The sequence below is a fragment of the Enterobacter sp. Cy-643 genome (assembly GCF_011752815.1).
Classification (GTDB): domain Bacteria; phylum Pseudomonadota; class Gammaproteobacteria; order Enterobacterales; family Enterobacteriaceae; genus Cedecea.
The window spans coordinates 53621-67315 of the sequence record NZ_VWWV01000003.1; the positions used below are offsets into that span (position 1 = coordinate 53621).

General features: G+C 57.0%; 12 protein-coding genes. 9 read left to right on the forward strand and 3 right to left on the reverse strand.

Going from position 1 to position 13695, the window contains the following annotated elements:
- Positions 1–126: 126 nt before the first annotated feature.
- Positions 127–2685 (reverse strand): bifunctional glycosyl transferase/transpeptidase, encoded by a 2559-nt coding sequence (mrcB, locus tag F3J29_RS13325; RefSeq protein ID WP_166866758.1) that lies wholly within the window; start codon positions 2683–2685, stop codon positions 127–129.
- 149 nt (positions 2686–2834) lie between these two features.
- Positions 2835–5270, reverse strand: coding sequence for an ATP-dependent helicase HrpB (hrpB, locus tag F3J29_RS13330; RefSeq protein ID WP_166866760.1), 2436 nt, complete (start codon positions 5268–5270; stop codon positions 2835–2837).
- Between the two features lie 73 nt (positions 5271–5343).
- On the opposite strand from hrpB, the gene thpR reads away from it, so the two are divergent.
- The 9 genes from thpR to panD all read left to right on the forward strand — a co-directional run bounded on the left by thpR (position 5344) and on the right by panD (position 12304).
- Positions 5344–5883: an RNA 2',3'-cyclic phosphodiesterase gene (gene thpR / locus F3J29_RS13335; RefSeq protein WP_166866762.1), complete on the forward strand. Its 540-nt coding sequence runs from the start codon at positions 5344–5346 to the stop codon at positions 5881–5883.
- Positions 5884–6588: a DNA/RNA nuclease SfsA gene (gene sfsA / locus F3J29_RS13340; RefSeq protein ID WP_166866764.1), complete on the forward strand. Its 705-nt coding sequence runs from the start codon at positions 5884–5886 to the stop codon at positions 6586–6588.
- Between the two features lie 191 nt (positions 6589–6779).
- On the forward strand, positions 6780–7235 hold the full coding sequence (dksA, locus tag F3J29_RS13345; RefSeq protein ID WP_008460361.1) for an RNA polymerase-binding protein DksA: 456 nt from the start codon (positions 6780–6782) through the stop codon (positions 7233–7235).
- 71 nt (positions 7236–7306) lie between these two features.
- Positions 7307–8191, forward strand: a complete 885-nt coding sequence (gene gluQRS, locus F3J29_RS13350; RefSeq protein ID WP_166866767.1) for a tRNA glutamyl-Q(34) synthetase GluQRS — start codon at positions 7307–7309, stop codon at positions 8189–8191.
- 56 nt (positions 8192–8247) lie between these two features.
- Positions 8248–9648: a polynucleotide adenylyltransferase PcnB gene (gene pcnB / locus F3J29_RS13355; RefSeq protein ID WP_273969723.1), complete on the forward strand. Its 1401-nt coding sequence runs from the start codon at positions 8248–8250 to the stop codon at positions 9646–9648.
- The gene (folK, locus tag F3J29_RS13360) at positions 9645–10124 is read left to right on the forward strand and encodes a 2-amino-4-hydroxy-6-hydroxymethyldihydropteridine diphosphokinase (RefSeq protein WP_166866770.1); all 480 of its coding nucleotides are present in this window, start codon (positions 9645–9647) and stop codon (positions 10122–10124) included. Before pcnB ends, folK begins: the two co-directional genes overlap by 4 nt.
- A 44-nt stretch (positions 10125–10168) precedes the next feature.
- Positions 10169–10963 (forward strand): 3-methyl-2-oxobutanoate hydroxymethyltransferase, encoded by a 795-nt coding sequence (gene panB / locus F3J29_RS13365; RefSeq protein ID WP_166866772.1) that lies wholly within the window; start codon positions 10169–10171, stop codon positions 10961–10963.
- A gap of 13 nt (positions 10964–10976) precedes the next feature.
- On the forward strand, positions 10977–11831 hold the full coding sequence (gene panC / locus F3J29_RS13370) for a pantoate--beta-alanine ligase (protein WP_166866774.1): 855 nt from the start codon (positions 10977–10979) through the stop codon (positions 11829–11831).
- 92 nt (positions 11832–11923) lie between these two features.
- Positions 11924–12304 (forward strand): aspartate 1-decarboxylase, encoded by a 381-nt coding sequence (gene panD, locus F3J29_RS13375; RefSeq protein ID WP_166866776.1) that lies wholly within the window; start codon positions 11924–11926, stop codon positions 12302–12304.
- Positions 12305–12382: 78 nt separating this feature from the next.
- Here the strand turns inward: panD and F3J29_RS13380 are convergent, their stop codons facing one another.
- Entirely contained in the window at positions 12383–13633 is a 1251-nt protein-coding gene (locus tag F3J29_RS13380) for a polysaccharide deacetylase family protein (protein ID WP_166866778.1), read from the reverse strand.
- Positions 13634–13695: the final 62 nt, after the last annotated feature.

The following is a 13695-nucleotide window of genomic DNA, read 5'->3' on the forward strand; positions in this document are numbered from 1 at the left end:
GAAATAACCTGATGGTTTATAGGGTGTTAATTGGACGTGAAATTTAAGATAAGAAACGCGTTCTGGCGGGTAAAAGGCGAAAAAAACCTCTCCCACTTTGGGAGAGGTTTATAAGTGAAGCGAGGCTTAATTACTGCCGAACATGTCCTTAATCCAGCCGGCAACGCCATCGCTCTTTTGCTCCTGAGCGGGCTGTTGCTGCTGAGGCTGCTGCTGCGGTTGTTGCTGCGGCTGCTGGCCTGCTGGCGCTTGGCTGAACGGGTTAGCAGACTGCTCTTCCTGTTGGCTTTGCTGGCAAAGCGCGCTCGGGTTCGTTGTCCACACCGGCAGAACACGGTCGCCGCCGCCGCTACACATGAAGTAACCCGCGCCGTTGACGCCCATATCCACGATATCTTCCGGCTGAGTCAGGTCCAGCGGGATCGGCGACTGGTTTGACAGATAGCGCTGGTACAGCGACATTGCACCGCTGGCACCGTACAGCTTGGTTGGCTGGTTGTTATCACGCCCTACCCAGGTAATGGTCACTTCACGGCCATCAATCCCGGCGAACCAGGTATCCACGTTGTTGTTGGTGGTCCCGGTTTTCCCGGCCAGATGCAGGTTCGGGTATTTTCCACCCAGCGCACGGCCCGTACCGCGAGCCACCACCTGCTGCATACCAAACAGCGTCAGATAAGCGGCCTGCGCAGGCACCGCCTGTTCCGCCTGTGGGAAGCTCTGATACAGCACGGTGCCGTCTTCTGCAATCACCGAGCGCAGCGCGGAAAGCGTGGCGCGGTTCCCGCCGCTGGCAATCGTCTGGAACGCCTGCGCAACTTGAATAGGCGTCAGGTTCAGCGCCCCCAGAATCATCGCCGGCACCGGATTAAGCTGGTCTTTGGGTACCCCAAGCTTGGTCCAGGTATCGGTAATGGCCGGCAGGCCCAGCGTCATCCCCAGGTTTACGGTTGGCACGTTCATCGAACGCGTCAGCGCATCCACCAGCATCACTTGCCCGCTGTACTGGTGGTTATCGTTCTGCGGTGACCAGACCTGGCCATTCGACAGTTTGATGCCAATCGGGGCATCGGCAAGCCAGGTGTTCAGGCGGAACGTATCCGGCTGGCTCAACGCCGTCAGATAAGTGGCCGGTTTTGCCAGCGAGCCAATGGAGCGACGAGCCTGCAGCGCACGGTTAAAGCCCGCAAACTGTGGTTCCGCGCCGCCGACAACCGCACGAACTTCACCGGTAAAGCGGTCAACAATGACCATCGCCGCTTCCAGATCGTTCAGCTTACGGGATGCACGCAGCACCGGCACGCCTTCGGTCACCGCCTTCTCTGCGGCATCCTGAGAGACGGAGTCAAAGGTGGTGAAGATCTTCACGCCGGACAGGTCTTTCACCTTGTCGCCCAGCTTATCCTGAAGCTCCTGACGCACCATCTGCATAAAGGCAGGCTGCGGAGAAATCACACCGCCGCGTGGCTGCACGCCCAGAGGACGCGCGCTCAGCATGTCGTACAGCTCCTGATCGATAACTTTCTGTTCCTGCAGCAGGCGCAGGACCAGGTTACGACGTTCAAGCGCCAGCTTCGGATTACGCCACGGGTTATACAGCGAGGCGCCTTTGACCATCCCCACCAGCAATGCCTGCTGGTCGAGGCTCAGCTCTTCCACCGGGCGACCGAAGTAATAAAGGCTTGCCAGCGGGAAGCCACGAATCTGATCGTCACCGCTCTGGCCGAGATACACCTCGTTCAGATACAGCTCAAGAATGCGATCTTTGTCGTAGCGCGCATCCATGATCAGCGCCATGTAGGCTTCGTTGGCTTTACGCCACAGCGTACGCTGGTTGCTCAGGAAGAGGTTTTTCACCAGCTGCTGAGTCAGCGTACTGCCGCCCTGCACCGCTCGCCCGGCCGTCAGGTTAGCGACAACGGCGCGGCCAATAGAGTAAATGCTGATCCCGTCATGTTCGTAGAAATGGCGGTCTTCGGTAGCAATCAGCGTGTCCACCAGCAGATCCGGGAAGCCGGAACGCGGCACAAACAGGCGCTGCTCGCCGTTTGGCGAAGAAAGCATGGTGATCAAACGCGGGTCGAGGCGGAAAATACCGAAGCTTCGGTTGTTATCCATGTTCTGGATAGATTCCAGATGACCACCGTCAAACACCAGACGCGCGCGGATCTGCCCTTCTTTACCGTCCGGGAAGTCAAACGGGCGGCGAATCAGCTCGATGTTGTTCCCCTGCACGGTGAACTCGCCCGGGCGCGTCATGCTCGACACCTGCCGGTACTGCGTCGCTTCCAGCAGCTTCACCATCTCCGCTTTGCTGTAAGGCATATCCGGCTCAAGGTTTACCATGCGGCCATACACCGCCGCCGGAAGCTGCCAGACTTTGCCGTCAATGCGGCTACGGATCTGCTGATCGAGGTACACGCCGTAAATAACCAGCACCACAAAGAAGATGATCGCCAGCTTCACTAATAGCCAGAAGAAACGGCGTTTTTTCGACGGGCGGCCCGAGCCATTCCCCTTACCTTTTCCCTTACGCGGCGGCATAGGTTCTTCGTCCTCGTAATCATCGTCTTCGTACTCGTCGTCATACTCCTCTTCCCTGAGTCGACGACGGCTCACCTTCTCTTTCGCCGGACGCGTTGGTTTTCCTTTACGTCCAATAGGCTCGCGGTCATTCCCCGCCATGCATCTTCTCCACAAAAGTTCAGGCGCCAGGGCCCGATTCTCCGTTCTTCCGCGCAATGCGAAAGAAGAAATCTCTCAAAAAAAACAGCCAGACACGCTTATCAAGAATGTCTTTTCGTGTTTGCGCCCTATCCCATTGGGAGAGAGCATCAGGAATACTTTTTCGTCCGGCGCGTCGGGGCAGTATTCGCCGGATCGTCCGGCCAGACGTGCTTCGGATAACGTCCCTTCATCTCTTTCTGCACTTCGCGCCAGGCGCCGTTCCAGAACGCCGTTAAATCGCGGGTGATCTGCAACGGCCGCTGCGCCGGAGATAATAGCTCAAGCACCAGCGGAACGCGCCCCTCGGCGATGCAAGGCGTCTGTGCTTCACCAAACATTTCCTGGATACGCACCGCCAGCGCCGGCGGATTTTCGCTGTCATAGCGAATTGCAATCTGGCTTCCGGTCGGCACAGTGTAATGAGTTGGCAGGGCACTATCCAGCCGTTGACGCATTGGCCAGTCAAGCAAGTTGCCCAGCGCCCGGCTAAGATCGATATTTTTCAACGCCCGCAGCGAATGCACGCCCCGCATTTCCGGCAGCAGCCAGTCTTCAAGCTTTGCCAGCAGGGAGTCATCGTCCACCGCCGGCCATTTCTGCTCCGGCAGCCAGCGGGCGGCGCAGGCCAGGCGCAGCCGCAACTGCTGAGCCGGAACGGACCACTCCAGCAGGCCAAGCCCGCGTTCGCGAATGCCGTTTAAAATCGCCTGCTGCATTTCCTCTTCGGAAGGCTTCGCTAGCAGCTGCGTTTTCACCACTAACTTGCCGATTTGACGACGCCGCCAGGCTTTTAACGAACCCCGCTCTTCATCCCACTCCACCGAATCACTTTCCGTCAGCAGCTGCGGGATACGAGCGACAAGCTCTTCAACGTCCAGCGGCAGCGCCAGCAGAATGCGGGCATCCGGTGACTGGCTGCCCTGCAGCAAAAGCGGCGCTATCAGCCATTCATGCCGCGTCATGGCGTCATCCTGTTCCAGCATCGCCCCCATGCCGTTGGCTAACTGATAGCGGCCCTCGGCCCCGCGCCGCCGGGCGATGCGGTCAGCAAACCCGCTTGCCAGCAGCGGGATAGCTAGCGAGATATCCGGCTCCCCACTTCGGGCATTTATTCTTTTCAGCAACTGAGCGGCGCGCTGCCGCCATTGGCTATTTCTGCTGTCGAAAAGCGACCGCAAATCGCCGCCACCCTGAGTACGCGGCGGTTCTTCCAGGATAGCCGTAAGCCACGCGGCAGTGGCCTGTTCATCCGGCGTTTTGGCCGTCACCAGCATTGAGGCAAGGCGCGGATCGTTGCCCATTTTCGCCATTTTTTGCCCTTCTGCCGTCAGGCGGCGCTGCTCATCAACGGCCCCTAGCTGGCGTAGCAGCCGCTGAGCGGCCGCAAGGTTTACCTCAGGCGGCACATCAAGCCAGGTTAGCTGACGCACGTCCTGGCAGCCCCATTGCAATAGCTCCAGCAGCAGGCCGGATAAATCGCTTTGTAAGATTTCCGGTTCGCTCTGGGTCGCCGCACGTTCGGCCTGGTCGGCGGCGATCAGATGCAGGCAAATACCCGGTTCCAGACGCCCGGCGCGCCCGGCTCGCTGGGTCATTGACGCCTGGCTCACGCGCTGAGTGACCAGCCGGGTCAGCCCGGTACGCGCATCAAAGCGAGCGACACGCTCCTGCGCCGCATCCACCACCAGGCGAATACCTTCAATGGTCAAACTGGTTTCAGCAATGTTAGTCGCCAGGACCACCTTCCGGGTTCCCGCCGCGGCGGGCAGAATCGCTTTACGCTGCTCGCCCAGAGGTAAAGCACCGTACAGCGGGCAAAGTTGGACATCGCTCGCCACTCGCTCTTTGAGTTGCTCCTGAACGCGCTGAATTTCGCCCACGCCGGGTAAAAACAGCAGCAGCGATCCCGCCTCCTCACGCAGCAGCCCGGCCACGGCGGCGGCAACTGCGTCATCAAAGCGCTGATGCGCTGGCAAAGCCATGTAGCGGCGCTCAACCGGGAAAGCACGACCTTCAGAGGTAATCACCGGTGCATCCGGCAGGCATTGCTGCAGGCGCTGGTTGTCCAGCGTCGCCGACATAATCAGAATTTTAAGATCGTCGCGAAGCCCGGCCTGCACGTCCAGCAGTAGCGCCAGGGCGAGATCGGCCTGCAAACTGCGCTCATGAAATTCGTCGAGGATCACAAGCCCAATACCGTTAAGTTCGGGATCCTGTTGGATCAGCCGCGTTAAAATCCCTTCGGTCACAACCTCAAGCCGAGTATTTGGCCCCACGCAGCTGTCAGCGCGCATCCGATAGCCAACGGTTTCGCCCGGTTTCTCACCCAATAATTCGGCCAGCCGCTGAGCGACATTGCGGGCGGCAAGGCGACGAGGTTCAAGCAGCAGAATGCGGCCTTCCAGCTTACTCTGCTGAAGGATTTGCAGCGGGAGCCAGGTAGATTTACCTGCGCCGGTAGGGGCATTGAGCAAAACTTGCGGGGCGTACTCAAGCGCTTTCAGCACTTCCGGCAGTACGGCCGCAACCGGTAATGAGGACACAAACGGCTCCAAAGGGTTAACATCGGCAGTCGCGCATTGTAGCATCCCGCCAAACCATAACCGAGAGACAAGCATGGCCGAAAATCGACGCCTGTTTTTTGCCCTGACGTTACCGTCCGAGGTTCAGCAGCAAATTATTCACTGGCGAGCCGCCCGGTTCCCGGCGGATGCTGGCCGACCGGTAGCCGCGGCCAATCTGCACCTCACGCTGGCGTTTTTGGGGGATGTCTCCGACGAAAAACGCCAGGCACTGTGTCGCCTCGCCGGAAGAATTAACCAGCCCGGCTTTACGCTGCGCCTGGACGATGCCGGGCAATGGCTTCGCTCAAGCGTCGTCTGGCTGGGGCCACGCCAGGCTCCGCGCGGCCTGCTGCAACTGGCCAATATGCTCCGCGCCCAGGCTGCTCGCAGCGGCTGCTATCAGTCTCCGCAGCCGTTTCATCCCCACGTGACGCTTTATCGCAATGCCATACGTTCCGTGGCGATCCCCGCCCCGGGCTTTAGCTGGCAATTTCAGGTGAATGAATTTTCGCTGTACGAGTCCGTGTTTGAACAGGGCAGAACCCGCTATCAGGCGCTGGAACGCTGGTCGCTAACTAATAAGGAAGAGTAGATGGAGTTTTCACCCGCGCTGCAGCCCGCCACGCTGATCAAACGCTATAAACGCTTTCTGGCGGACGTTGTAACCGCCAACGGCGAAACCATGACGCTGCATTGCCCAAATACTGGCGCAATGACCGGCTGCGCCACGCCGGGCGACACGATCTGGTATTCCACGTCGGCCAGCCCAACGCGTAAATACCCCCATACCTGGGAGCTTACTCAAACGCAAAACGGTGAGATAATTTGCGTCAATACGTTACGGGCGAACACGCTGGTTAAAGAGATGCTGACGACCTCACCTCCGGCAGAACTGGCGGGCTATGACAGCCTTCAGGCCGAAGTAAAATACGGTGAAGAGCGCAGCAGAATTGACTTTATGTTACAAGCGAGTAACAAGGTTAACTGCTATATTGAAGTGAAATCAGTCACGTTGCTCGAGCAGGATAAAGGCTATTTTCCCGATGCCGTTAGCCTGCGGGGCCAAAAGCATTTAAGAGAGTTGATGAATGTGGTTCAGCAAGGAGAGCGCGCGGTGCTACTGTTTGCGGTTTTACATTCTGCTATAAATAGCGTCTCGCCAGCTCGCCACATTGATGAGAAATATGCGCGGCTGTTGACCGAGGCGCAGCAGTGTGGGGTTGAAATTATCGCCTGGAAAGCAGAACTTTCTGCCGGGGAGATGACTCTAACTACGCCGTTGCCTGTCTATTTATGATCAGCATCTGGTTAAGGACAGATAACGTATTGTCTTTTTTATAGTCGGGTCGTTTCGCAAATAAGCTTTTCTTCACACGGTTGTCAAGAGAGGAGTTTATATAATTGCCAACCTGAAAAGCATCTGCTATTTATAGCGGCCTGATTTTACCCCGACAGGGGACCGATAAGTGCGTGTTAAGGAGAAGCAACATGCAAGAAGGGCAAAAGCGTAAAACGTCGTCCCTGAGTATTCTCGCCATCGCTGGGGTGGAGCCATACCAGGAGAAAACGGGCGAAGAGTACATGAACGAAGCCCAGCTGTCGCACTTCAAGCTTATTCTTGAAGCATGGCGTAATCAGCTCAGGGATGAGGTAGATCGCACCGTTTCGCACATGCAGGATGAAGCGGCTAACTTCCCGGACCCGGTAGACCGTGCGGCCCAGGAAGAAGAGTTCAGCCTCGAACTGCGTAACCGCGATCGTGAACGCAAACTGATCAAAAAGATCGAAAAAACGCTCAAGAAAGTGGAAGACGAAGATTTCGGCTACTGCGAATCCTGCGGTGTGGAAATCGGCATTCGTCGCCTTGAAGCACGTCCGACCGCTGATTTGTGTATCGACTGCAAAACGTTGGCAGAAATCCGCGAAAAACAGATGGCCGGCTAACGGCTCTCGGAAATGCCAGACCTCTATGGCGGGAGACTCTCCCGCCATATTACTTTATTGCACCCCAAAAAATGTCTGCTCAACTCTACATTGGCCGTTTTGCCCCCTCACCTTCCGGGGAACTGCATTTTGGCTCACTGATTGCCGCTCTTGGCAGCTACCTTCAGGCGCGCGCTCAACGGGGCCGCTGGCTGGTACGCATCGAAGATATCGACCCTCCCCGCGAAGTGCCCGGCGCCGCCGACACTATCCTCAAGCAGCTTGAACATTACGGCCTGCACTGGGACGGCGACGTTCTGTGGCAATCTCACCGCCATGATGCCTATCGCGCCGCGCTGGCCTGGCTGCAGCAGCAAGGGTTGAGCTATTACTGCACCTGTACCCGCAGTCGTATCCAGCAGATCGGCGGTTTCTACGATGGTCATTGCAGAACCCTTGGCAACGGGCCACAGAACGCCGCGATGCGCCTGGTGCAAAACAACCCGGTGCTAAGTTTCCAGGACGGCCTGCGCGGGCAATTGCATGCTGATGAAGCCCTGGCGCGGGAAGATTTCATCATTCACCGCCGTGACGGCCTGTTCGCCTATAATCTTGCTGTCGTGGTAGATGATCATTTCCAGGGCGTGACGGAGATCGTGCGCGGCGCGGACTTGATTGAGCCCACGGTGCGGCAAATCTCGCTATATCAGCAGTTTGGCTGGCCCGCCCCCGGCTATATTCATCTGCCGCTGGCGCTCAACGAGCAGGGCTCTAAGCTTTCGAAGCAGAACCACGCACCCGCGCTGCCGCAGGGCGATCCTCGCCCGCTGCTGGTAGAGGCGTTGCGCTTTTTAAATCAACAAGTAGCGGACGGCTGGCAGGATCTGACGCTGGAAATACTGCTTGAGCAAGCCGTAATGAACTGGTCGCTTAATAATGTGCCGGTGAATACATCATTCTCAAATGCCCCGCACTGAGCTATGATTAGCCGCTGTTTTTTTTGTCCCTATGATTGACACTGCCGAGGTGGACTATTTTTACCCGAGTCGCTAATTTTTGCCGCAAGGTGCTTAACCGCGATGACGTCGTGGTCGAGGAGAGCGAAACTCTCCCGCACATTACTGTTATCCCGCGTGACCAGCACGCTATTTCCCGCAAAGATATCAGTGAAAATGCCCTCAAGGTGCTCTACCGTTTAAACAAAGCAGGCTACGAGGCCTACCTCGTCGGCGGCGGCGTCCGCGACCTGCTGCTGGGCAAAAAACCGAAAGATTTCGACGTCACCACCAGCGCGACGCCAGAACAAGTTCGCAAACTGTTCCGTAACTGCCGCCTGGTTGGCCGCCGTTTCCGCCTGGCTCACGTCATGTTTGGGCCAGAAATCATCGAAGTGGCCACCTTCCGTGGTCATCATGAAGAACAGCAGTCTGCCGACCGTCAGACTTCGCAGCGTGGCCAGAACGGCATGCTGCTGCGTGATAACATCTTTGGTTCTATCGAAGAAGATGCCCAACGCCGCGACTTCACTATCAACAGTCTTTACTACAGCGTGGCCGATTTCTCCGTGCGGGATTACGTCGGCGGCCTGAACGATCTGAACAAAGGCATTATTCGCCTGATTGGCGACCCGGAAACGCGCTACCGTGAAGATCCGGTGCGAATGCTGCGCGCCGTGCGCTTTGCCGCCAAGCTGAACATGACCATCAGCCCGGAAACCGGCGAGCCGATTCCCCGCCTTGCCACGCTGCTGAACGATGTGCCCCCGGCGCGTCTGTTTGAAGAGTCGCTCAAACTTCTGCAGGCCGGATACGGGTTCGAAACCTACCAGCTGCTGCGTGAATATCAGCTCTTCCAGCCGTTGTTCCCGATCATCACCCGCTACTTCACCGAGCAGGGCGACAGCCCGATGGAACGCATTATTGCGCTGGTGCTGAAGAACACCGATACCCGCATTCACAACGATATGCGCGTGAATCCGGCCTTCCTGTTTGCGGCAATGTTCTGGTATCCACAGCTGGAAATGGCGCAAAAGATTGCCCAGGAAAGCGGTCTCGCTTACTACGACGCCTTTGCGCTGGCGATGAATGAGGTGCTGGATGAAGCCTGCCGCGCGCTGGCGATTCCAAAACGTATTACTACGCTAGTGCGTGATATCTGGGGCCTGCAGCTGCGTCTGTCCCGCCGCCAGGGTAAACGCGCCTGGAAGCTCATGGAGCATCCTAAGTTCCGGGCGTCTTACGACCTGCTGGCGCTGCGTGCAGAAGTCGAGAACAATCAGGAATTGCTGCGCCTGACCAAATGGTGGGGCGAATTCCAGGTGGCTGCGCCGCCAATGCAAAAAGACATGCTGAACGACCTTGGCGACGAGCCTGCTGCACGCCGCCGTACCCGCCGCCCGCGCAAACGTGCGCCGCGTCGCGAAGGTAATTCATGACCCTCGCGTACATCGCGCTGGGCAGTAATCAGGCGTCGCCGCTGGAGCAGGTTTCATCTGCCCTTGACGCCCTGGCCGCCATTCCAGAAAGCCGAATGGTGGCCACTTCTTCGTTTTACCGCACTCCCCCGCTTGGTCCGCAGGATCAGCCCGATTATCTGAATGCTGCCGTGGTCCTGGATACCAATCTGTCTGCCGAAGCCCTTCTGGACCATACTCAACGTATTGAACTTGAGCATGGCCGCGTGCGCAAAGCAGAGCGCTGGGGGCCGCGGACGTTAGATCTCGATCTTATGCTGTTTGGCGATGAGGTGATTCACACCGAGCGCCTGACCGTGCCTCATTACGACATGAAGAACCGCGCATTTATGCTGGTTCCTCTACTGGAAATAGCACCGGAATGCCGCTTTCCCGACGGGCAATCTATTGCTGCGATACTGGCTAGCCTCTCCCAGGAGGGCATTACTCGCTGGTAAACAGCGCGCCCGTATCCTGTTCTAACCTTTCTCCGGGGATGATGATGAAACCCACTACCACCTCCACCCTGCGTAAGCTCAAGCAGGAAAAAAAGAAATTCGCCACCCTGACCGCCTATGACTTTAGCTTCGCGAAGCTGTTTGCTGACGAAGGCGTCGGCGTGCTGCTGGTTGGCGATTCGCTGGGCATGACGGTTCAGGGCCACGACTCTACGCTGCCGGTCACGGTGGAAGACATTGCCTACCACACTCGCGCAGTTCGCCGCGGCGCACCAAACTGCCTGCTGCTGGCCGACCTGCCGTTTATGGCCTACGCCACGCCGGAGCAGGCGTTTGCCAACTCCGCAGAGGTGATGCGCGCCGGGGCTAACATGGTAAAAATCGAAGGCGGACGCTGGCTGGCTGGCACGGTGAAAATGCTGACGGAGCGCGCTGTTCCAGTTTGCGGTCATTTGGGATTAACGCCGCAGTCGGTCAATATTTTTGGCGGTTATAAAGTTCAGGGCCGCGACGAACAGGCTGCGCAAACGCTGCTGGACGACGCTCTGGCGCTGGAAGCCGCTGGTGCCCAGTTGCTGGTGCTGGAATGTGTTCCCGTTGAACTGGCTCAACGCGTAACCGAAGCGCTTTCTATCCCGGTGATTGGCATCGGCGCGGGCAACGTCACGGACGGGCAGATTCTGGTGATGCATGATGCCTTCGGGATCACTGGCGGCCATATTCCTAAGTTTGCGAAGAATTTCCTTGCCGAGACCGGCGATATTCGCGCTGCGGTGCGCCAGTACATGAGTGAAGTCGAATCCGGCAGTTATCCGGGCAACGAACACAGTTTTTACTGACAGGAGATAGGTTGTGCTGATTATCGAAACGTTACCGCTGCTGCGTCAGCAGATTCGCCGCTGGCGCCAGGAAGGGAAACGCATTGCTCTCGTGCCAACCATGGGCAACCTGCACGATGGGCATATGACGCTGGTGGAAGAAGCCAAAGCCGTTGCTGATGTGGTCGTGGTCAGTATTTTCGTTAACCCGATGCAGTTTGACAGGCCGGATGACTTAGCCCGCTACCCGCGTACCCTGCAGGAAGACTGCGAAAAGCTGAACCGCCGCAAGGTGGATATGGTCTTTGCCCCGGCGCCGGTAGACGTTTACCCTCAGGGCCTCGACACGCAAACCTTTGTCGATGTGCCGGGCATCTCCACCATGCTGGAAGGCGCCAGCCGCCCAGGGCATTTCCGTGGCGTATCCACCATTGTCAGCAAGCTGTTCAACCTCGTTCAGCCCGACGTTGCCTGCTTTGGCCAGAAGGATTATCAGCAGCTGGCGCTGATCCGAAAAATGGTCGCCGATATGGGTTACGACATTGAGATTATTGGCGTACCGACCGTGCGCGCTAAAGACGGCCTGGCGCTTAGCTCACGTAATGGCTACCTGACTGCGGATCAGCGTAAGATCGCCCCGGGATTGAGCAAGGTGATGAACAGTCTTGCGGAAAAACTGCGCGGCGGCGACCGCGATACCGAAGAGATGCTGATTCTCGCGGCAACAGAACTGAACGAAAAAGGCTTCCGTTCCGATGACCTGCAAATCCGCGATGCGGACACGTTGTTGGAGCTGTCGGCGGAAAGCAAACGTGCGGTGATCCTGATGGCGGCCTGGCTGGGTCAGGCCCGACTGATTGATAACGTCACCGTCGATTTGGCGCAGTAGACAACCCAAATAAAAAGGGCAATACTGCCCCGAATATCCACGGCGCGGGCGATACTCGCGCTTTTTAAGCCCAGTAACAAAGGTTCAAGTTTATGATTCGCACCATGCTGCAAGGCAAGTTACACCGCGTCAAAGTGACTCAGGCGGACTTGCATTACGAAGGCTCCTGCGCCATCGATCAGGACTTCCTTGAGGCGGCAGGCATTCTGGAATATGAAGCCATTGATATCTACAACGTCACCAACGGGAAGCGTTTCTCCACCTACGCTATCGCCGGTGAACGCGGCTCTAAAATCATCTCCGTTAACGGCGCGGCGGCGCATTGTGCCGACGTCGGTGACATCATGATTATCGCCAGCTACGTTACGATGCCAGATGAGCAAGCGCGCAGCTGGCAGCCAAAAGTGGCCTACTTTGACGGTGAGAATGAGATGAAGCGTCTCGCGAAAGCCGTGCCGGTTCAGGTCGCGTAAAGACAGCCCCTCTCCCCCGGCGGGGAGAGGGAATTGACCAGCCCACGTTACTTCACATCTGACAGAAACAGGATCGGCTTAAGACTCAGGCTGATTGGTAATCGTCCTCGACATCGTCTCCAGCGAATCCGTCCTCATAATATAAAGCCGCTTCAGTAAGAACGGGTTGTCGCCCGGTTTCACCTTCCCACGCACCGTGGTTACCGCCATATGGAACCCTGCGTCGTTCGCCGCTTTTACCGCAATATCGTTATAGCCGCCGAAAGGATAAGAGAGATAAAGCACGTGCGGATTGAACTGCGACAGCGCGCGGCGCGAGTGCTCAAAATCAAACAGAATATTGTGGTAGCTGCGGCTCAGAAGAATCGGGCGGCGGTAATTATCAACGCGGTGCAGGAAATGCGTGTGCGACTGAATATCGAACACGCTCTGGATCGCCTCCAGCTCGGAAATACTCATAAACTGCAGAGACTTTGGATTCCACGGCTGTGGATGGCGCTTAATACGCGATGAAATAATGTAGGCCGTCGCTTTAAAGCCGTACTGTTTAAGAATCGGGAACGCGTAGCGATAGACTGATTTCAGCCCGTCATCAAAGGTAATCACCACCGCGCGGGCCGGGAGGTTCATCCGGTTACGCACGTAGCCTTCCAACTGGTACATCGTCAGCGTGGTGTAGCCCATATCACGCAGCCAGGTCATCTGGTTGCTGAACGCGACCACCGAGGTTGTCGTGGAGGTATGGCGAAAACGCGTATTTTCCTCATCGCGCAGAATGTGGTGATAAGTCAGAACCGGAATGCCGTTATCCGGCTGCGCGTCCAGGCTGCTGATGTAGCCCAGGCGGTTGCCGATGCGAATTTGGTACCAGGTCTGGTTTAAGCGATCTTTGAGCTTACCGATGATGGGGTAACGCAGGTTATCTGCCAGCATGCCGAACACCGATGACGAGGTCGCCGGCTCGCTATAGATAGCCACGTCGCGGAAAGTGATCAGGTTTTGATTACTTAACGGATTGTTGAGATCGCCCAGCCGGTCTTCCACCCGCTGCTTGCCTTTGACGGGGCCAAGATGCGCCTTGTCGATAAACCCGGTGCCGAAACCAAAATTAAACTCGTAATAATCTGCGGAAGTCGGCACCACCGCCAGGATTTGCCCCTGACCAATACGGCCAACGGAAATCACATTATCACCAACCTGTGCCCAGATATCGGCATCTTCGATGGTTTGCATATATTGGGCGGGGGTGTCATGGCTACTGAGCAGGCTAGCCTGAGCCGTTCCGATGCTGATGACCAGCATGACGCAATAAACAAGGCGAGTTAACATGGCAAATTAGTCAGTTTTGTCTGAAAGACGGAAGGAAGTCATTAGTTTAGCAAAAGACCCGT